Genomic DNA, 20,648 nt, shown 5'->3' on the forward strand with positions numbered 1-20,648 from the left:
GGAATTAAACGGCATTTCCCCTAAAACATTAAATATGGTTACATCAATAAAAAGCGGACAGGATTTAAGACGATGCGTATCAAAATCAATGCAGTAGCAGACAGTGAACGCTTTCCCGAATCCGTTGATGTGATTGTGATTGGCGGCGGCATCATTGGCACGTCAGTGAGTTACGAACTGGCAAAGCAGGGCGTTTCCGTGGCGCTGTTTGAGAAGGGCGTGATCGGCGGCGAGCAATCCGGCCGCAACTGGGGCTGGGTTCGCCAGCAAAACCGCGACCTGTACGAACTGCCGATGGCGATGCGCAGTTTGCAGCGCTGGGACGAGTTGAGCAGTGAAATTGGCCTCGATCTCGGCTTCTCGCGGCAGGGCATTACTTACGGCACGCAGAGTGAAAGCGATCTGGCGCGCTGGGAAGCGTGGGGCAAGCAGGCGCAGCAACTGGGTTTCGTCAGCCATTTGATGACCGCACAAGAGACGCGCGAGCGCATCGGCAATAATGCGCCGTGGATTGGCGGCGTGTGGTCGCCCAGCGATGGTCGCGCAGAGCCGTCGCTGGCAGCACCGGCGATGGCGACTGGCGCGAAAAATCTCGGCGCATCAATCCAGCAAAACTGCGCGGTGCGCGGCCTCGATGTATCTGGCGGACGCGTCACCGGCGTCTGGACCGAGCGTGGCCTGGTGAAAGCTAACCGTGTAATCTGCTGCGGCGGCGCGTGGAGTTCGCGCTTCTGCAAGCAATATGGCATTGAACTGCCGAGCGCCAATATCCTGGGCACCGCGTTCAAAACCACGGCGGCGCCTGAAGTGATCAAAGGCTGTCTCAGCACCGGCGGGTTGTGTATTCGCCGTCGTCAGGATGGCAGCTACACCGTGGCGCTCGCCGGACGCGGGCAGATTGATCTCGCGCCGCAAAATATCCGTTACGCCACCAGGTTCTATGCGATGTATCGCAGCAAGATCGCTAAGAAGCTCAAGGTGCGCATCAACGGCTCGTTCTTCAACGGCCCGGAAGCCGCCGGTTCGTGGTCCAATCAAAGCGAGTCGCCGTTCGAGAAGATCCGCACCCTCGATCCGGCAGCGGATAACGGCATTGTGCAGGAAGCGATGCAGGCGCTGGTGCAGCTCTATCCGGAGTTGAACGGCATTAAGGTGGATTACGCGTGGGGCGGGTGGATTGATACCACGCCGGATTTAGTGCCGGTGATTGATGAGATGACGAGCATACCGGGCTTGTTTATCGCCTCCGGCTTCAGCGGCCACGGTTTTGGTATTGGGCCAGGCGCAGGCTTGCTGTGCGCGCAGATGGTCAATAACAAACCGCTGTTCACTGATGTGAAGCCGTACAGCCTGGCGCGGTTCGCCAAAGGTCAGGCGATCCGTGAACCGCAGATGATGTGAGGGTTGGCCGGTGCGCGTTGTTGCACACCGGCCGAACATTACACATCCAACCGATGAATCACGTTCACAAACTCATGTACGCCGCTGTTAATTTCTCGCAGGCTGCGTGACAACACGCTGATTTTATCCTGCTCGGTCACCACAAACTGCTTGACCTCATTAAGCTGCTGCTCCATCTGCGCAATCAGGCTGGCGTTGTGTTCCACCACTTGCGTGATCTGCTTCGTCGCGCTGGAGGTGGACGCCGCCAAACGTCGCACTTCGCCCGCCACCACGCTGAATCCGCGTCCTGCTTCACCGGCGCGCGCAGACTCAATTGCCGCATTCAGCGCCAGAATATTGGTTTGCGAGGCAATCAGGTTGATGGTCTCGACCACTTCGCTAATGCTTTTCGCCGAGGCGTTGAGCTCGCCCCCGATCGCCGTTGCTGCATTAACCTGCAGCGCCACCAACCCTGAATTGCGGATGGTTTCGTCCAGCACCTCGTTGGCGTTGTCGGTAATTTGTGACGTTTCTTCTGAGGTCGTCAGCGCGATGTCGGCCACGCGCTTGGCGGCTTCCACGCGCGCGGTGATATCTGAGGCGATTTTGATCACCTTGTACACCTTGCCATCGGCGTCATAAACCGGGTTGTAGCTGGCCTCAAGCCAGATGCGTTCGCCGCCGGCGGTTTTGCGTTCGAAGCGGCCGACAAAGTGCTGGCCTTTGGCCATTTTGCGCCAGAAGTCGGGATTTTCACTATAGAAATTATCGAAGCAGAACATGCGATGATGCTGCCCTACAACCGCAGCCAGCTCATATCCCATGTGCTTAAGGAAGTTATTGTTGGCCGTGAGGATTTGTCCGTCCGGCGTGAACTCAATCACCGCCATGGAGAGATCCAGCGCGGTGATCACCGCTTCTTTATCCTCCAGCTCCTGATGACGTTCTGTGATATCCGATGCCACCTTGATCACTTTGTAAACCTGGCCTTTGTCATCGCTCACCGGGAAGTAGGTGGCGCTGAGATAGAAACGCTGACCTAGCTTATTGAAGCGCTCAAAAATGCCGGTCACCGATTCGCCAGACGCCAGCGTTTGCCAGAAGGCGAGATAGCGCGAGGATTGGCTGTGTTGCGGGCTGCAGAAGAGGCGGTGATGCTTCCCCTGAATCTCATTTAACTGGTAGCCGGTGGTGGCAAGGAAGAGGTGATTGGCGGTGAGAATCTCGCCGTTAGGCGTAAATTCAATCCATGCCACATGCTGTTTGATCGCATTGATATCTTTAGCCACATCGCCACTTTTATAAAACGGCAAAGAAAGACTCGACTTTTTCACACCAAACATGGGAAGCCTCAGGTGATTATTGTGCTGTTGAACGTAATGCGTGCAGTGCAAAATTGGTCACGCTCAACATGCGTCACCTATGCTGCCCGCAGATTCCCCTTCGCCGTACACTTAAGTGTCTCTGTGCGCCGCAGCGCCGCACGGGGTATGTAATTAACCTACCTGATGTTTTCAAATGTAGCGCTCAGAGCGTACTCGCACTCCGCAACACTAGTTATCGGCGGCCTTATTTAAAGGTTTAATTTAAATGCATGTAAAAGGGCTGTTAATAAACTTGAGTTTATTTGCCGCTGCAAACTGGCATAACGCCCCCTTCCTGACTAAATAGTTAAACGTCCTTGATATTTTCTTAACGCATTCCTGATGCGATGTTGCGGGTTCGCTTGATGCGCGGACCTTACCTTTTGCCGGTCAGACGCTGCATCTCTGGCCCATCACGGAGTTGATGATGAACAACCACAAATCTGCGCTTTCTGCCGTCGCCATCGCCACACTCACTGCGTTGTTGACGCCCGCACCTGCGCTGGCATGGGACAGTCTGACCGTGTTTGGCGATAGCCTGAGTGATAGCGGCAACGTAGGCCGCTTTACCTTCGACGGTGCACAACATCCTTTATATGATGAGATTCTTGCCGCGCATTTGGGGGAGGATTTACAGCGCTCAACGTTAGGCGGCAGCAATTATGCGCAGGGTGGCGCAGTTTCGGTACCCAAGCTCGATCCTGATTTAAACACCCAGGACCAACTGGCGGGTTATCTCGCTTCAACCGGCGGTCGCGCGGATAGCAACGGTTTGTATATTCATTGGGTCGGTGCCAATGACATCGCCGTTGCCGTCACCAATCCCTTTACCGCCAGTGAAACCATCAGCAACAGCGCCAATCAATCGGTTGCGCAAATTAAAACCCTGCTGGATGCCGGCGCGGGCGCGGTGATTGTGCCCACCGTGCCGCAGCTCGGCTCAACGCCCTATATGATTCAAACCGTGCTGCGCGTGCTGGGAAGTGAAGCCACACCGGCGATGGTGGCGGCGTTTCAGTCACTGGATGGCGTGACCACACCAAATAAAGCCGCGCGACAGCAAGCGGTGCAGGATGCCTTCACGCAAGCGGCAGGCGAAGTTTCGTCGGTTCCAGCGGTGCGTGACGCGCTGGCGCAACAGCTTTATAACGCATGGCAGGAGCTGAGCGAGCAGGTCACGGCGCTCTCCGACGGTTATAACCAGCAGGAAGAAGCGGGGCTGGCGACCTTGAATGGCAATATTGTGCGCGTGGATATCGCCGGGCTGTTCGATGAAGTGATCGCCAATCCAACCCAATATGGCTTAACCAACACCATTGGCATCGCTTGTCCGATTGGCACCTCAGCGGATGAGTGTCAATCCAGCACGCCGGGCTTCTCCACGGCGCAGGATTATCTGTTTGCCGATCGTCTGCACCCGAGCCCAGCGGTGCACGCGATGATTGCCGATTACATCCAGTCGATTCTGGATGCGCCAGCGCAGGTGGCGGCGTTATCACAATCGCCACTGATGATGGCGCGTGATACGCAAAACACGCTGGATGGACATTTGCAGCAGCAGCGTCAACAGCCCGCCAGCGCCGGAAAGTTCACGGTATTTGGCGGCTATGCCGGGCAACATGTCGATTATCAGGGCGACAGCTGGAGCGACGGAAATGCCAACACCACCAACTTAACGCTGGGTATCGGCTATCAGTTCACCGACAACTGGCAAACGGGTGTGCTGTTCTCCAACACCAATCAGCGCCAGGAACCTTCGTCGAACTACGACTACAAACTACGCGGCAATCTGGTGGCGCTTTACAGCCAGCTGACGGTGTTCGATCAGGGCTGGATTAACGCCGATCTGCATTATGCCGATCTCGATTTCGACAGCATCGAGCGTGATATCCACATCGGCCCGGCCAAACGTACCGAGCAGGGTAGCACCAGCGGTAAATTGCTCGGCATGCGCGTGCAGACTGGCTGGACGCTGCCAATTACTGAAAATCTCAGCACCGGGCCGGTTGCCAGTTACGCGCTGGATTACGGTCGCGTCGGCGGCTATAGCGAGAACAGCGACAGCAGTACCGCAATGCGCTACTCCGATCAAACCACCCATTCACAGATTGGCTCAGTGGGTTGGCGCATCGACAGCAAACAGTGGGTGGTTAATCCCTGGGCACAGGTGAGCTACAACCATCAGTTTGGCGATACCGATTCCACGGTGCGTGCCGGGTTGAAATCAACGCGTACTTCGTTTGAACGCAGCGTCGAGGCGCGCGATAAAAACTGGCTGGATCTGTCGCTGGGTGCCAACGTGCCGCTCGGCGAAACGGTGAATGCGTTTGCCGGGGTTTCAACCGTCGGTGGGAATAGCGATTATCATCAGGTGACCTGGAATGTCGGTGTGAACGCCACGTTCTAAGCATGCAGGCCAGTAACTGTTAGTTGCTGGCCTGTTAATTTATAACGATCACAAATGCTTTCTCTGCTTAGCAATCAACCTTGTAATTCCGCGTAACCTCTCCTGTTTCGTGCCATGTAAATAAAGAAGTTGTCTGCGATTAATCTGTAAATCGCCTCGCTGCCGCTACGCTTTTTTCCACTAATCATATTGTTGTCTGGCCATGCAAAAATCACATAAGTCAAATGCCCCAGTTAGCGTGGTACGCATCAACACATTAATTTTCAGTTACTTATACTCGATGGTGCAGTTACTTTCTCTTAATAGTTAAGGGGTACACCATGGCGAATGCGTCCAGCAATACGAATACCACACCACAAAATACTGTCACGGCGGCGGCACCGGTTATTCAGGTCATAGATATCGAACAGCTCAAAGCCACCGAACCTACCACCGGCGGTGAACTCGCTACGGTGCTGGAATATAAGCGCGGAACTAAAGCTGGCGGCGGCGTATTTGTTTATGACGCAACAGATACCACATCGCCAGACGATGGTGGGTTGGTGATTGTGACAGCGGGAAAGAAACGCTGGAAAAGGGTGATACTGGATTATAACTCGGTCACCGTGCTGGATTTTGGCGCGGTGCCTGACGGGAAAACCGACTGCATCGAGGCGGTAAAACGTATGTTTAACTGGTCGCAGCGCGTGTTGCCATCAGCAGGGATACGTTTTACTGCGGGCGAATTTAGTATGTCGACGTTTGATATCTCAGATAAAGAAATTAACCGTTTTAAGGTGACCGGTGCGGCGGTCAATTTCGGTTATTTTCCAACAACGACGTTGTTTTTCGACTGGGATACCAAACCTCGCGGTCAACATTTCTTTAAAGTGCAGGCACGCTATGCCGAAATTTCTGGGCTGGTTGTGAAAGGCAAGAGTTCGGACAGCGGTGGTGATGGCGGCACGGCGTTCAATAATGTCGGTTTCTATGCCAACACCATTATCGGCGGCCAGTTCTTGCGCGTCAGCAGTATGGAATTCCGCTATTTGGGCGGACGTGCGCTTGATCTTATCGATACACTGGATTGTAAAATCGACCAGTTCTATTCCCGTGGTTGTCAGGACAGCATTGTTTATGCTCGTTGGTCCGATCGCCAACAAGGCGCGTGGGATCACTCTACGGCAATTGAGCTGTCGAATTTTAACTTACAAGGCAGCACGAAGAAGCCAGTATTGGATCTTCCGCGCTGTACGCAATCCTTTATTCGCAACGGCTGGATTGAACACTCCGAATTTGCTGGTGATCTCTCCAATGGCCAGTGGGTGATTGAGGGATTAGCGATTGAATCCACCGATAACCCATTAAAACTGGGTTATTGCCGCGCCACTATTATTCAAAAAAGTATTCATAACCAAAGTGCCGGATTCGATTACAGTACCGAAGGTATTGAGCCGTGGACGCTTATCGGTGAAGGCGATCGTGGCGTACTGGAGATGTCGGATTGGGGAATCGTTGCGCAAGGTTCATTGAGCTATGACTATATCTCCTCGCAGTATCACATGGATAATCAGGGTAAGGAGGCTGAACAGTGGTTTTATGTCGGGGAATTCGCCTTCTCTAATGCCAACTCGCAAATACATGTGCGAATTATTGGCACCGCACAATTCCTCTCACAAAGTGAAACCCAAACTGACTTTAGTAGCCGTACGCCGGAAGGCGTGGCAAATATCTATCTGCAGGCAAGAAATGGTGCAGATTCTATTGGCAGCTGGTACGGCGAGGGTTCCAGTCCGGTGACCAAAGTGCATATTTCGGGTAATGGTGCCCGAACCAAACTCTATGTGAAAATTGCGGGCTTTACCGCCTATTCCATTGCGCTAGTCGATACCAATGGCAAAGACCGATACCAGGCTGGAAATTGCTTTATTTTCCGTAAAAGCTTCACGGCCTGTAGCGCCGAAGAGAGCACCAGACTTAATGCGGAGAAAGTTGTTGCCTTTGAACAGCACTGGATTGGTAATAAACAAGTTGGCTTTGGGTACAACGACAATAAAGAGTTGTTATTGCATGGTCCGGTGTTCGAAAAGAGCGTGCAAAATCCCGATGGAACATGGAGAACGCGTCGGTTCTTAAAAGTTCGAGTCAATGGAGCGGAGCGCAGTATTGAATTGCACAGTGCTACCGATCCCTATTAATTTTATCGAGCCAGCAATCGAGGTTGCTGGCTCGACAATAATAAAATCTACGTGGTTAATTCACGCCAGGGATATGCACATCCGGTAACGTATCGCGTACTTCCCAGCCGCGCAATTTGCCGGGATTTAATAAATTGTGGGGATCACAGGCGCGTTTCATCGCCACCACATCAGCACGCACCATGCCCTGTTTGCCATCTTCAATATGAATCACATGTGGATTATTAATATTCACGCCATTCGTGCGGTAAGTAGCCATAATCGCGTTGAGGCGATCTTCGTCCTGATAACGCACCAGCGGTAAACCGCTACAGGTAATGCTGCCTTTCATATCGCGTAAGAATTCAATGTGCGACATCACCTCATCGGATAATTGCGCTTCCAGCGTTAACGCCTGCTGCAAATAGTTATCCGTCGTGTAAGCAGTTTGCAGGTAAGTTAGCGTCTTATCGATTTTCAGCGCCTGCAGCGTGGTGTGATTCCAGCAATATTCGATCAGCGAATGGCCGCTGTTTTCCCCTGCGGCAAAATGCAGCGCATTGCGGCCCGCATGTTGGCTCAGCAGCGCAGGTAACAGCCCGTCGCTTTCGCTGCCCACCACTGAAATCACCCCATGTTTGCCCGCCACATCGGCATCGGCCAGATCGCTGAAGTAATCAAGCACCGGCGCGGCGAACACGGCGATTTGGCGCTTCACCATGCCTGGCGAACGGGCCAGCGCATCGGCAAAGGCCATCGCCGTAGGGAAGTCGTTGAAAGTGTCGAGACGTTCGATCCAGTCGTGGCGCGGTGCCAGCGCCAGTTCAATCTCCAGCACGATGCCATTGCTGCCGTACGCGTGATGCAGCAGCAGCGCATCCGGCGCTTGCAGGGTGATAATGCGCGGCGTCTCTTCCATGGTCATCAGGCGCACCGACAACACGTTGCCTGGCGCGGCCAGCGGACCGTAATTAATCGAACCCACGCCGCCAAATCCGCCGCCAAACAGGCCGCCGAGCGTCGCCAGTTTCCAGGTAGAGGGCATGCAGCGCAGCTCCCAGCCAAGTGGACGGGTATGCGCTTCGAGGTCGCCAAGGCGAATGCCTGCCTGCGCGCGCACCGTGCCGTGGCCGACGGCGGTCACCGCGTTAAGACGCGTCATATCAACCATCACGCCACCGTGCAGCGGAATCAACTGACCGTAATTACCGGTGCCGCCACCGCGCAAATTGAGTGGCACGCGCTGTTTGGCGCAGGTTGCCACGATCAGTGCCAGCTCCTGCTCATCACGCGGACGCACCGCCAATTCGGCAAACTTCGCTTCCAGCTGCGGTTTCAAGACCGGACTGAACCAGTGAAAATCGCGCGACAGACGTTTGACCTTCGGCGCTTCTTTGATCCAGTCGAGTTCAGGCAACGCCGCGACCAGCGCCGCCAGTGCAGACTGGCGATCGGAATCAGACATGTTTATTTCCTGTGTGAAAAGGGTTATTGCGCCGCTACGGCGCATGCGTGTTTCTTAACTGGGGCTCAATTCACTCTCATGCCATGCCGCCAGCACGCGGCGCGTTAGCCACGACATCAGCGCGAACAGCAGGAAGCCTGCCAGTGAAATCAGCAGCAGCGCGGCAAACATCAGCGGGATATTGAGCTGATAACCGGCCTGCAAAATCTGGTACGCCAGCCCGGTATCGGTGCCGCCGGTGCCAGCGACAAACTCTGCCACCACCGCGCCAATCAGCGACAAGCCGCTGGAGATGCGCAGCGCGCCAAAAAAGTACGGCAGCGCTGAAGGAATACGCAGGCGCAGCAGAATCTGCATGCGCGACGCATGATTGAGGCGGAAATAGCTCAGCAATCCTGGTGACACGCTGCGCAGACCTTGCGTGGTATTGGAAATTATTGGAAACACCGCCATTAAGGTGGCGCACACCACCAGCGACAACGTGGTGTCTTTCACCCAGATGATGATCAGCGGCGCGATAGCGACAATCGGCGTCACCTGCAAGAACACGATATAGGGAAAAAGGGCGGTCTCAATAAAACGATTTTGCACCAGCAGAAACGCCACAATCGAACCAATCACAATCGCCACCGCAAAGGAGATAACGGTGATTTTCAGGGTGTAGAGCAATGACATAAACAGCGTCGGGAAGTTCTGCACCAGACTTTGCGCCACCACTAGCGGCGACGGCACCAGAAACACCGGCACCTTGAAGGTGGTGACCAGAAACTGCCACAGCAGCAGCAAGGCGACCGCGACGATGGCGGGGAACAGCCACTGCTGAAATTGTCGATGGGACGCTAAGGGTTTCATCATTGACTCTCCTTGCTCGCCGCCAGCAGGCCGCGTTGCAACTGTTGCGCATAATGCGTGAAATCCTGGCTGACGCGGAACTCATCGTCGCGCGGCAACGTGGTTTCAATGCGGATGTCATCTACCACGCGTCCGGGGCGCGCCGCCATCATAATCACCCGCTGCGACAGAAATACCGCTTCCTGAATTGAGTGGGTGACAAACACCACCGTCAGCTTCTGCTCTTGCCACAAATCCAGCAGATCGCTGTCCAGCTTGTTGCGGGTGATCTCGTCCAGCGCGCCAAACGGCTCATCCATCAGTAGCACCTTCGGGCGCGTGACCAGACCGCGCGCTATCGACACGCGCATCTGCATGCCGCCGGAAAGCTCGCGCGGCAATACGTGACCAAACTGGCCGAGGCCGACCAGTTCGAGGATTTCGCGCACGCGGGTGTCCGCTTCGGCACGCGGCACGCCTGCCAAATCGAGCGGCAGACGCACGTTTTTGTGCACGTTGCTCCACGGCATTAGCGTCGCTTCCTGAAACACAAACGACAGCGGCAGATCGCGCTGATTTTCGCGCCGATCGCGACGAAACAGCATTAATTTGCCATCGGTGGGCTCAATCAGCCCGGCGATCATTTTCAGCAAGGTGCTTTTGCCGCAGCCGGACGGACCGAGCAGCGAGACAAATTCGCCCTGACGAATGGTGAGATCGACCGGCAGCAGTGCGCGCGTACCGTTGGGATAAATTTTCTCCGCTGAAAGCACCTCAATCGCCGGTGGCGCCGCAGAACGCGGCACCGCTTGCGCATCGGGATGCAGCAGCGTTAGATGGCTGGCGCTATTCATGGCAGAACCTTGACGTCTTGGATAAATTTCAGCGTGTAGCTGCCGTCAAACGGCACTTTGGCCGCATCGATCAGCTTGGTATCGACCAGCAGCTGCCAGGTTTGCTTGAGGCGCGCTTCGGTCATGATGCCGATGCCACCGGTTTGCGCATCGCCGCCGGTCAGCATCTGGTATTTCTTCATCTGCGCGATGCCGAAAGCGATCTGTTCATCGCTCATCTGCGGGTTCTCTTTCTTGATCAGCACGTTGCCAGCGGCAGGATCTTGCAGATAGTTTTTCCAGCCCTGCATCGACGCTTTCACAAACGCCGCCACCGCAGCCGGCCGTTTCTCAATGGTCGATTTCATGCACACGATGCTGTTGCCGTACGGCGGATAACCCCAATCGCTGATCGGGTAAACATTGGCCTGCGCATTGGCTTTTTGCACCGCAAACGGTTCGGAGGTGATATAGCCTTGCTGCACCAGATTTTTATCGGCGAGGAACGGCTGAATGCTGAAGGTGTAAGGACGCACGCGGGCATTTTTCAGCTTCAGCGCGCTCTGCGCCCACGGCCAATATGAGGTATAGGCTTCCGCCGCCAGCAGGAAGGTTTTGCCCTGCAAATCGGCCTGGTTTTTCACATCCGGATGGGTGAGAAAGGCAATCGCCGAGTGCTGGAAGGTGGTGGCAACCGGCATCGCCTGCACGCCTTGCTGCCAGATTTCCAGCGCCTGCATGTTATCGCTGATAATGCAGTCGGCCTGACCGGCCGCCATCAGCTGCATGGTATGCACCTGCGGACCGCCCATCTTGATGGTGACGTCGAGGCCGGCATCGCGATACAGATTCTGCGCCTGCGCCTGATAGAAGCCGCCGTGTTCGGCCTGCGCATACCAGTTGGTCATAAAGGTGAATTTCTCCGCCGCCATGCTCGGGGCCGAGAGTGCCAGCGCAAGCGCGGCAACAGTGCTCAATGTCTTTTTCATCATTATTCCCTAGCGAGGTGGTAAAAAGGCGGCTGCGTCATGGTGATCTAATACTTTGCCTTGCCACTGGCCGGTGCCCCACGCCGGTTCGGCGCGGGTTACCCATGTCATCTGGTGCACTTCGGTAATCACCTGCGCCCAGCTTTCTGCAAGTGAATCGAGAATGGCTGCACCTTGCTCGAGCGTGGAGGGCAAAGGATCGCCAATCACGCCGCTCGGGCCGAAATCGTAGGAGGCCCACGCCGCCATCGGTTTGTTGGTCGAAAGCGTCGGGCAGGGGAATGCCGGCGGATAATTAGCCACCGCTTTCTCCATCTGCACGGTATCGGGCGCCAGCGCCAGCATCAGCGCGGTTTCGGCATGTCCCGCGTGCATCGCCATCTGCCGCTCTTTGTCGTCCATAAAGCTTTCCGCGCAGTTCGGCACTTTGAAGGTGTCTTGCATGATGATGATCATGTCGCCGTGGCGCAGACGCAGTTCGCGCGCCGCCATCTGCAACGGCTGCGGCTGGCCGCCGTGGCCGTTAACCATCAGGAACTTGCGGAAACCGGCGCGATAGAGTGATTCGCCAATCTCCAGAATGGTGTGCAGCAAGGTTTCGCCGGTCAGCGTTAGCGTGCCGGGAAAATGCAGATGCTCATCCGATTTGCCATAGGTGATCGGCGGAATGGCGTAAGCCGGGATTTCCGCCGGTAAGCGCGCCAGCGCATGGCCGACCACGCCGGAGGCGATCACGCTATCCACCGCGCACGGCAAATGCGGGCCGTGCTGCTCAATCGCGCCGGTCGGCAACACGATCACGGTGTTGGCTTTATTTTCCAGCGTGGCGATGTCGGTCCAGCTCAGGTACGGCAAAAAGCGGTTTGCCGGAATATAACCATGAAACATTTGAACTCCTCGTGTTATTGCGGCAACCACGCCGTGGCTTCAACTTCAATTAAGACGTCCGGACTCGGCAGCATCTCGCTCACCTGCACCACGGTAGAAACCGGCGGCGCATCGGGAAAAAATTGCTTACGTACCCGGCTGTAGTGGGGAAAATGGTCGAGATTGCGGAAGTACTGCACCAGTTTGAAGACATCGCTCATCTGGCCACCGGCGCTTTCGATGGTGGTGCGGATGCTCTCCAGCACGTACCAGCTCTGCGCCAGAATCGGCCCCTCTTTAATATCGGTGGAGAACTCGCCGGTGCGGCCAAGCAGCTGTTGCGCCGCTGCGGGAATGTCGTCGTAGCCGCGCACAATGGTGGCGGTTTGCGGATTCACCGGAATAATGCCGGAGAGGAAAATAAAGTCGCCCGCGCGTCGCCACGCGGCATATTTCGCCAGCGGTTTTCCCGCTCCTGCATCAAGCGCCATCTGTTGTTTATCCATAACGCACACCCCTTTTCAGCCGATAGCGCTGACGTTGACGCAATGGCCAGCTCGCCACATCGACATGCGGAAAAATCACCAAATCATTGGCCTGCAGCGCGTGGCGTTGGCAGATCAGCGCGGAAGCCTGATCAAAGGCCGCGCCCAGTTGCAGGCTCAGCAAACCGCTAAACAGCGTATCGAGCGGGTCGTAACTGCCAAACGGACAGAACGCGTCCTGCACGTTGTCCGCGCCGAGCAGCAGCGGAATGCCCAGCGCCTGCGCTTCTTTCACCAGCGTTAAACCGCGCAAACGCGGCGTGCGGCCGGGCACCGCGTCCTGTAACAGCAGGTTGGTGAGCGGCAGCGCAATCAACGTCACATTGTGTTGCGCCAGTAAGGCAAGAATCTGTTGCGCATCGTCCTGCTGCGCCAGCGCGCAGCTGTGGCTGCAGGTGATCGCGCCGCTAAATGGATGCTGCTGCAAATAGTGCGCCAGCCAGCGCAATCCCTGCGCCTCGACGTTAAGTTCTTCATCAATATGCAGATCAATATCCAGCTGCCACAATTCGGCGGCTTCCATCAGATGCTGAAACGCCTGCGCATCCCAGTTGCTGCTGTGAATAAAGCCGCCCAATAGCGCGCCGGGACCGCTGGTCGCGACCTGCGCGGCAATATGCTGCGCATCGCTGGCGTCGGCAAAGAAGGTGAGTGGCGCGAGGGCCACGCGCTCAATGCTGCACAGCGGATGGTGCAGATCGCCAATCACTTGCCACGCTAATGGTGCATCAACTGAGAACCAGTCGATGTGGGTGCGCAGCAAACCGACGCCAGCTTCTACCGCCCAGCGCAGCGCCTGCGTAGCGCGCTGCTGCAGATCTGCTGTGTTCCAGTGCACGCGGTCCTGATGCATGGCAGCAATCGCGGCCAGCAAACCGGGCTGTTGCGCCGGGCTGCGTTGAACAGTGAAGGTTTTATCCAGATGCGCGTGCGGTTCGATAAACGCGGGCAGCACCAGCGCGCCGTGAAGCGGCAGATAATCAGCGGGTGCTGCTGCATGGTCGGCTTCGAATTGCAGGCCCACAGCGTGGAAATGTAAGGTCGCCAGCTGCGGTTGATTGTTGGCTTCAGGCCAGTTTTCTGGCAGCAGCCAGCGGGGTAAACGTGCGCCGGTCGCACCCGGATAGCCGCTCATAGATCCAGTACCAATAAAGGTGAACGCGCACGTGAACAGCACAGCACGATGCAATCATTGGCCGCACGCTCATGCTGGCTCAGCACATCATCACGGTGATCCGGCTCGCCCGCCAACACGCCGGTGATGCAGGCGCCGCACATGCCTTGTTCGCAGGAGAGTTCAATCTCAATCCCTGCTTCTTCAAGCACTTCAGCGATGGTTTGTTGCTCGCCCACGGCAAAGCGTGCGCCGGAGGAGGCGAGTTGCACTTCGAAGGCAGCGCCTGCCATCAGCGGAGATGTGGATTGGAAGCGCTCGCTGTGCAGCTGTGCTTCGTCCCAGCCATGTTGCAACGCCAGCTGCTGCAGATGATGCATAAACCCCGCCGGGCCGCAGAACACCAGCGCAGCGTTGTCTGGCTGGGTGAGATCCTCGGGAACGCGCTGGCGCAGGCTGTCGCCTTCACTGCTGTAGTGAATGACCACGCGCGCGCCGAGACTGCGCAGACGTTGGCTGAAAGCCAGTTGGTCAGCGTGTTTCAGGTAAAGGTGCAGGGTGAAATCCGCCTGACGCGCCGCCAGTGCTTCGGCCATCACCAACAGCGGCGTCAGGCCGATGCCGGCGGCAAACAGCAGCGTGCGCGACGCGTGCGGCAGCGGAAAGTGGTTACGTGGCGCGGATATCTCTAGCTTATCGCCGGTGGTTAATTGCTGATGCAGCCAGCGCGATCCGCCGGTTGAACACTCATCCAGACGTACGCAGATTTCATAATGCTCGGCTGGCGCAGAGCAGAGTGAATACTGGCGTTTACCGCCGTCAGGAATAATGACATCGATGTGCGCGCCGGGCGTGAAAGCAGGCAGCGGCTGCCCGCTGCGATTCGCCAGCGTCAGTAACACATTGCCTGCACCGTTGAACTGCTTTGCGATGACGGTGACGGCGAGAGGAGTGGATTTCATCATCTATATGCCTGAGCAGGGATGTCGTCGGTTGGGAGGCCGCGCAAACCCTTGTTTTAATCATGGCAGCGATTATTATTTTGCCCAAGTGTAAGCGTCCATCTGTTTAATTCGCATGATGCGTTGCAAAAAAGAGAGCACCCCTTATGTTCGCCTTCTCCCGATTTCTGCTCTATTTCACTGAGGTGGCCCGCCAGGGTTCGCTGCGCAAGGCTTCTGAGGTGCTGCACGTCTCGGCATCCTCAATTGATCGGCAGATCCTGCGCGTGGAGGAACAGCTGGATATGCCGCTATTTGAGCGCCATCCATCAGGATTACGTATGACCGCAGCGGGTGAGATCCTGCTGAATGCGGCGAAAAACTGGCAGCGGGATTTTGGTCGCGTCTGCACGCAGCTGGATGATTTGCGCGGATTACGTCACGGCCATGTGCATATCGCCACCATTGATGCGATTAATCGCGGCTTTTTTTCATCGATTTTGCAGCGCATTCGCAGCGACTATCCCGGCATCTCCTTCACGCTGACCACCATGAGCAACATCCACATCGCCAATGCGCTGACCTCGGGCGATGCGGATTTCGGCATCATGCTTAATCCGCAAAGTTCGCGCGAGTTGCTGGTGAAGTCGTTTGCCGATTTACGTTTGGGAATTGTGGTGAGCAGTCAACATCCGCTGGCCAATCTGGAGTCGATCCGTTTCAGCCACTGCGAATCCTGGCCATTTATCGTGCCCGCCGCACCGCTGATGCTGGCCGATCCGCTGGAGGCGCTGATCAACAGTTCGGGCATTAAGATCAACGAAGTGGCGCGCACCAATAACATTCATATGCTGCGTTCACTGGTGCGCGATGATGTGGGGATAAGCCTGATGTGCTGGCTGGATATCGTTGATGAGTATCGGCGCGGTGAACTGAAGTTTATCCCGCTGATCGATACGGTGCTGAAGCCATTTACCTTGTCGCTGTGTGTTGCGCCGCAGCGCCAGCTTTCGATTGCCGCTTCGATGATGCTGCGCGAGCTGGAGTCGTTTTTTGCATTGATGCAGAGTGAGGAGTTGCTGGCGTAATCGGTCGCCTTGAATGGCGACCTTACGATAATGTTAATCGCCCCAACGGCTGCGCAAATAATTCACCGCATCCTGGGTTTGTGGCTGATTAAGGTAATTTTCGCGGAACAAAATGGTGCCGTTAATTTGCGGTAGCGACTCGTTGAGATCGAGTTGCTTTTGCAACTCCGGCACGCCGCCGTTCACCGTCCAGTCAGGTTCGCTTTTCGACGCTTCGCCGATTTTGTACAGCGCCACACCGATATAGAGTCGCGTATGCGTTGGCTTCACCACGTCCGCCCACCAGTGGGCTAACACGTCGTAACGGGCGGCCTGGCGCGCAAACGGCCAGTAAAGCTGCGGCGCGATGTAATCCAGCAGTCCCATTTGCACCCAGCGACGCGTATCGGCGTAGGCTTCGTCGTAGGCGGCCGCGCCGCGCGTGTCGGAGCCCGCCGCATCATGCGACAGATTGCGCCACACGCCTGCCGGGCTGACGCCAAATTCTACGTTCGGGTTCAGTTGCTTGATGGTGCGCGACACCTGCTCAATTAATAGCAGCGTGTTGTTGCGCCGCCAGTCAGCTTTCGATGCAAAACCCTGACCATACTGGCGGAACGTGGCGCTGTCGTTGAGGGTTGAACCGGGCGTTTCAGTATAGAAATAGTCATCGAACTGCACCCCGTCGATCGGATAGTGCGACACCACTTCCGCAACGATGCTGGTTATCCAGTCGCGGGCGGCGGGGATGCCGGGATCGAGCACGAAGCGGTCGCTGGCGGTGCGGATCCAGTCGCGATGCAGCACAAATACGCTGGCCGGTTGCAGCGCAAGCGTATTATTCAGCGCGTTAACCGTGGAAGGTTTGACGTTGGTCGAGACGCGATATGGGTTGAACCACGCGTGCACCTTCATGCCGCGTTTGTGCGCCTCATCCAGCATAAATTTCAGCGGATCGTAGCCGGGATCTTCACCAATCCTGCCGGTGAGCATATCTGACCACGGCAAGATGCTGGAGCGCCACAGCGCGGTGCCATCCGGCTTTACCTGGAAAAATACCGTATTGATGCCGAGGCTTTTCAGTTTATCTAGCTTATCGGTCAACGCCTGTTGCTGCTGGTGGATGCGGTTGGCCGGGCTGGCATTCACGGAATTGATTGGCGGCCAGTCGAGGCGTGAAACGGTGGTGAGCCACACGCCGCGTACCGGTTCTTTGCTCAGCGCTGGTTTAGTCGGCATTGGCGGTTTGGTGACCGTCGGCAACGGCGTGACCAGCGATTTCGGTGGCGGCGAGGAGCAACTGGCCAGTGAGAGGGCGACAGCAATGGCGACCAGCGCAGCGGATTTTTTATAGGTGTTAACCCAGGGAAAACGATGTGAACAGGCTATGATAAACTCTCTTTTTTGCAACTTTCTGTTCGAAGAGCCTCATTCTCTTATCATGCGAACTAAAGTCAATAATGGTGTCATGGTTTGCACGATGAATCGCGCCGCTACGGATAAGTACGGGATTTTGTAGCGTCGCAATGAGTTGCACGCAGTAAATTTATTTGAGGAACCCAAAACCTATGCAATACGAAGACCTTTATCGCCGTATCGGCCAGATCATCTTTAGCTGTGGCCCGCAAGGTGCGCGGGAATTGATCGTTCAGGCTGAACTGTTTGCGGACGATGATGGCGGGCAGTTTCAGTTCGATTACATCGATGAAAACGGTGAACCGGATTGGTTTGAACCCGATGCGCGCGCAATAGGCGATCTCTCGGAGGCGCTGAAAGATTTTCAGCAGTACTTCGTGGATAACAATATGACCAACGGTCTGCCGGTGTGGCGTAAATGCGCGATAAACCTCAACGTGCAGGAAGAAGCCATCAGCATCGACGTGCAGTACGACTAAGTTCCGCGGCATCCTTGCCTGGAAGTCATGCGTTACGAACGTAACGCCACCATCTCCTCGTTTTTCCGCGCCACGCGTTTGCGATGCACAATACGGCTGGCGGCGACGACACCCAGCGTCAACAGGCCGGTGGCGATAATCTCTGGACGGTGTTGTTGGTTGAAAAGCATGGCAACCAACACGCCAACGATGAACACCATCGTCGCCCACGTCAGGCCAGGGAACAGCCACATGCGATAGCTGAGGATTTCACCGCGCGCTTCGCGCTTTTTACGCAGCACCAGATGAGACGCGGCGATCACCAGATACACCAGCAACGCGATGGCGCCGGAACTGGCGAGCAGGAACTCAAATACTGCGCTCGGCGCCAGATAGTTAGCGATCACCGCGAGGAAGGCCGCCGCCGTGGAGAGCAACACCGCTACCCACGGCGTGCCGCTGCGGGTGGTGCGCGACGCGACGGCAGGCGCATCTTCACGACGTGAAAGCGAATAGATCATGCGCGATGCGGTATACAGCGCAGAGTTGAGACAGCTACACACCGCAATCAACACCACCACATCAACAATCTGCTTAGCGTAAGGCACGTTCATCATCTGCATCGCCGTCTGGTAAGAACCTGCTTTCATCAGCGACGGCGTATTCCACGGCACCAGCGCCACCACGATGAAGATCGACAGCAGATAGAACAGCGCGATGCGCCAGATCACCGAGTTGGTGGCCTGCGTAATTTGTTTCTTCGGCTCGCGCGATTCGGCGGCGGCAATGGTGACAATCTCAGTACCCATAAAAGAGAACATGGTCGTGAGGATTGCCGCCAGCACCGCGCCGATGCCGTTAGGCATAAAGCCTTGCGTGTCATACAGATGTGAGATCCCCTGCGTGCTGCTGCCCGGCATCAAACCAAACACCGCTAAGCTACCCGCGCAGAGAAATGCGACAATCGCCACCACTTTCAGCAGGGCGAACCAGAATTCAAACTCGCCATAGTTTTTGACGCTGAATAGGTTGCTGATGGTCAGGAACGTGGTGATCGCCAGCGTATATTCCCATACCGGAACTTGTGGAAACCACGAATGCAGGATGGTGCCAGCGGCGTTGGCTTCCAGCGGGATCACTAACACCCAGAACCACCAGTAAAGCCAGCCGATGGTGAAACCGGCCCAGCGGCCCAGCGATTTGTCGGCGTAGGTGGAGAAAGAGCCGGAATCCGGTGATGCCACCGCCATTTCGGCCAGCATGCGCATAATCAGCACCACCAACGCGCCCGCGGCGATGTAGGCCAGCAGTACCGCCGGGCCGGCTTCGGCGATCGCATGGCCAGAGCCAACAAACAATCCGGCACCAATCACGCCACCAATCGATAACATCCGTACATGGCGCGGCTTCAGGCCTTGCGCCAGTACATCGGCATTCTGTGAACTCATCAATGTTTCTCCAAAGCGTCTCTCAGGCCGCGCGACGCGCAGCCGGGTTACAACAGGTGAGAAGCCCAGCCCGCCGCGCGAGCTGGGTAGATTGTTACGAATCGGCGTGTTGACTCAGCACACTGCTGAGGATCTCCAGCGCCTGGCCGAACTGCGCATCAGGAATGGTGAGCGGATAGAGGAAGCGGATGACATTGCCCTGCGGGCCACAAGTAAGCAGCAACAGCCCACGCGCCATCGCGTGTTGCTGGATGGTTTGCGCGGTTTGCGCGCTGGCGAACTCCACCGCAATCATCGAGCCAAGGCCGCGAATGTCGGTGATGGAGGAACACTGGCTGCGTGCGCTGTGCAGGAAATCGGTTAACTGCGCACCGAGTTGTTGCGCACGTTCGCACAGCTTCTCGTCGGCGATCACGTCCAGCACCGCATGCGCCGCGGCAATTGCCAGCGGATTGCCAGCGTAGGTGCCGCCCAGGCCGCCTGGACCCGGCGCATCCATAATCTCGGCCCGGCCGCTGACCGCCGATAACGGCATGCCGCCCGCGAGGCTTTTCGCCATGGTGATGAGATCCGGTTTCACCGTATAGTGATCCATCGCGAACAATTTGCCGGTGCGGGCAAAGCCGGTTTGTACTTCATCGGCAATCAGCAGAATGCCGTGCTCATCGGCCAGCGACCGCAGGCGGTTGAAGAATTCAGGCGGCGCGACGTGGAAGCCGCCTTCGCCCTGAATTGGCTCCAGCACGATGGCCGCAACATCCTGTGGCGCGATGTCCTGCGCGAAAATATCCTGCAAGCTGGCCAGCGCATCATCAACGCTGATGCCGGTGACGCTGTTGGGGTAGCGCGCGTGCCACACCGACGCGGGCATCGGACCGAAGTCGCGTTTGTAAGGGGCCACTTTGCCGGTCATCGCCATGGTCATAAAAGTACGACCGTGGAAGGCGTTGCCGAAGGTGATGATGCCGTGACGACGCGTCGCCGCACGCGCCACTTTTACCGCGTTTTCTACCGCTTCAGCGCCGGTGGAGAAGAACGCGGTTTTGGCTTTACCGGCAATCGGCACCACGCGATTGAGGCGTTCCGCCAGCGCCACATAGCTCTCATACGGCGTTACCTGGAATGCGGTATGGGTAAATTTCTCTAACTGATCGGCAATCGCCTGCACGATGCGCGGATGGCGATGCCCGGTGTTCAGCACCGCGATGCCGCCAGCGAAGTCGATCCAGCTGTTGCCTTCACCATCGCGCAGCGTGGCGTTCTCCGCGTGCTCTACGTACCACTGACAAAGATTGCCGGTGCCGCGTGGCAGGGCATCATCTTTACGTTGCTGCAACTGGCTGTTTTTACCTTCCATAACCTTT

The 20,648-nt window shown here is 56.4% G+C and carries 17 protein-coding genes; 5 read left to right on the plus strand and 12 right to left on the minus strand.

All coding sequences use genetic code 11. The annotated features are described in order from the left end of the window. The first annotated feature begins 72 nt into the window (after positions 1-72). Positions 73-1,401 carry an FAD-binding oxidoreductase gene (locus AAF463_RS21135; protein WP_110866955.1) on the plus strand — a complete coding sequence of 443 codons (1,329 nt, stop codon included), beginning with the start codon at positions 73-75 and terminating at the stop codon, positions 1,399-1,401. A 38-nt stretch (positions 1,402-1,439) separates the two neighbouring features. Here AAF463_RS21135 and AAF463_RS21140 read toward each other — a convergent pair whose 3' ends face one another. Continuing rightward, positions 1,440-2,726, minus strand: coding sequence for a PAS domain-containing methyl-accepting chemotaxis protein (locus AAF463_RS21140; RefSeq protein WP_350262411.1), 1,287 nt, complete (start codon positions 2,724-2,726; stop codon positions 1,440-1,442). A gap of 448 nt (positions 2,727-3,174) precedes the next feature. On the opposite strand from AAF463_RS21140, the gene AAF463_RS21145 reads away from it, so the two are divergent. Together AAF463_RS21145 and AAF463_RS21150 are read left to right on the plus strand one after the other, a co-directional pair. Then, positions 3,175-5,154 carry an autotransporter domain-containing protein gene (locus AAF463_RS21145; protein WP_350262450.1) on the plus strand — a complete coding sequence of 660 codons (1,980 nt, stop codon included), beginning with the start codon at positions 3,175-3,177 and terminating at the stop codon, positions 5,152-5,154. Positions 5,155-5,474: 320 nt separating this feature from the next. Then, positions 5,475-7,331, plus strand: coding sequence for a hypothetical protein (locus AAF463_RS21150; protein WP_350262412.1), 1,857 nt, complete (start codon positions 5,475-5,477; stop codon positions 7,329-7,331). Between the two features lie 55 nt (positions 7,332-7,386). Here AAF463_RS21150 and AAF463_RS21155 read toward each other — a convergent pair whose 3' ends face one another. The 8 genes from AAF463_RS21155 to AAF463_RS21190 are packed head-to-tail and all read right to left on the minus strand — an operon-like array spanning position 7,387 to position 14,919. After that, entirely contained in the window at positions 7,387-8,775 is a 1,389-nt protein-coding gene (locus AAF463_RS21155) for an FAD-binding oxidoreductase (RefSeq protein ID WP_350262413.1), read from the minus strand. Positions 8,776-8,829: 54 nt separating this feature from the next. Next, on the minus strand, positions 8,830-9,630 hold the full coding sequence (locus tag AAF463_RS21160) for an ABC transporter permease (protein ID WP_350262414.1): 801 nt from the start codon (positions 9,628-9,630) through the stop codon (positions 8,830-8,832). Next, complete coding sequence (locus AAF463_RS21165) at positions 9,627-10,460, minus strand: ABC transporter ATP-binding protein (protein ID WP_192412919.1); 834 nt, start codon at positions 10,458-10,460, stop codon at positions 9,627-9,629. The genes AAF463_RS21160 and AAF463_RS21165 overlap by 4 nt, the downstream gene beginning before the upstream one ends. After that, entirely contained in the window at positions 10,457-11,428 is a 972-nt protein-coding gene (locus tag AAF463_RS21170; protein WP_137386931.1) for an ABC transporter substrate-binding protein, read from the minus strand. The genes AAF463_RS21165 and AAF463_RS21170 overlap by 4 nt, the downstream gene beginning before the upstream one ends. Positions 11,429-11,437: 9 nt before the next feature. Continuing rightward, a complete protein-coding gene (locus AAF463_RS21175; RefSeq protein WP_350262415.1) occupies positions 11,438-12,316 on the minus strand; it encodes a creatininase family protein in 879 nt (292 codons plus the stop codon). 14 nt (positions 12,317-12,330) lie between these two features. Continuing rightward, positions 12,331-12,786: a RidA family protein gene (locus AAF463_RS21180; RefSeq protein WP_101761775.1), complete on the minus strand. Its 456-nt coding sequence runs from the start codon at positions 12,784-12,786 to the stop codon at positions 12,331-12,333. A gap of 7 nt (positions 12,787-12,793) precedes the next feature. Further along, positions 12,794-13,975 (minus strand): amidohydrolase family protein, encoded by a 1,182-nt coding sequence (locus AAF463_RS21185; RefSeq protein ID WP_350262416.1) that lies wholly within the window; start codon positions 13,973-13,975, stop codon positions 12,794-12,796. Then, entirely contained in the window at positions 13,972-14,919 is a 948-nt protein-coding gene (locus AAF463_RS21190; RefSeq protein ID WP_350262417.1) for a PDR/VanB family oxidoreductase, read from the minus strand. Before AAF463_RS21190 ends, AAF463_RS21185 begins: the two co-directional genes overlap by 4 nt. Before the next feature lie 143 nt (positions 14,920-15,062). Between AAF463_RS21190 and AAF463_RS21195 the strand changes: the two genes are divergently transcribed. Then, positions 15,063-15,983: a LysR substrate-binding domain-containing protein gene (locus AAF463_RS21195; RefSeq protein ID WP_101761445.1), complete on the plus strand. Its 921-nt coding sequence runs from the start codon at positions 15,063-15,065 to the stop codon at positions 15,981-15,983. 33 nt (positions 15,984-16,016) lie between these two features. Here AAF463_RS21195 and AAF463_RS21200 read toward each other — a convergent pair whose 3' ends face one another. Further along, positions 16,017-17,297 carry a glycoside hydrolase family 10 protein gene (locus AAF463_RS21200; protein WP_101761776.1) on the minus strand — a complete coding sequence of 427 codons (1,281 nt, stop codon included), beginning with the start codon at positions 17,295-17,297 and terminating at the stop codon, positions 16,017-16,019. 233 nt (positions 17,298-17,530) lie between these two features. Here AAF463_RS21200 and AAF463_RS21205 point away from each other — a divergent pair, with 233 nt between their 5' ends. Next, positions 17,531-17,857, plus strand: a complete 327-nt coding sequence (locus AAF463_RS21205) for a hypothetical protein (protein WP_101761446.1) — start codon at positions 17,531-17,533, stop codon at positions 17,855-17,857. Positions 17,858-17,889: 32 nt separating this feature from the next. On the opposite strand, the gene gabP is transcribed toward AAF463_RS21205, so the two are convergent. Next, positions 17,890-19,287 (minus strand): GABA permease, encoded by a 1,398-nt coding sequence (gabP, locus tag AAF463_RS21210; RefSeq protein ID WP_192234944.1) that lies wholly within the window; start codon positions 19,285-19,287, stop codon positions 17,890-17,892. A 91-nt stretch (positions 19,288-19,378) separates the two neighbouring features. Beyond that, positions 19,379-20,641 carry a 4-aminobutyrate--2-oxoglutarate transaminase gene (gene gabT / locus AAF463_RS21215; RefSeq protein WP_350262418.1) on the minus strand — a complete coding sequence of 421 codons (1,263 nt, stop codon included), beginning with the start codon at positions 20,639-20,641 and terminating at the stop codon, positions 19,379-19,381. Positions 20,642-20,648 lie beyond the last annotated feature (7 nt).

Origin of the sequence: Pantoea sp. BJ2 (assembly GCF_040255075.1) — a bacterium.
GTDB lineage: Bacteria > Pseudomonadota > Gammaproteobacteria > Enterobacterales > Enterobacteriaceae > Pantoea > Pantoea leporis.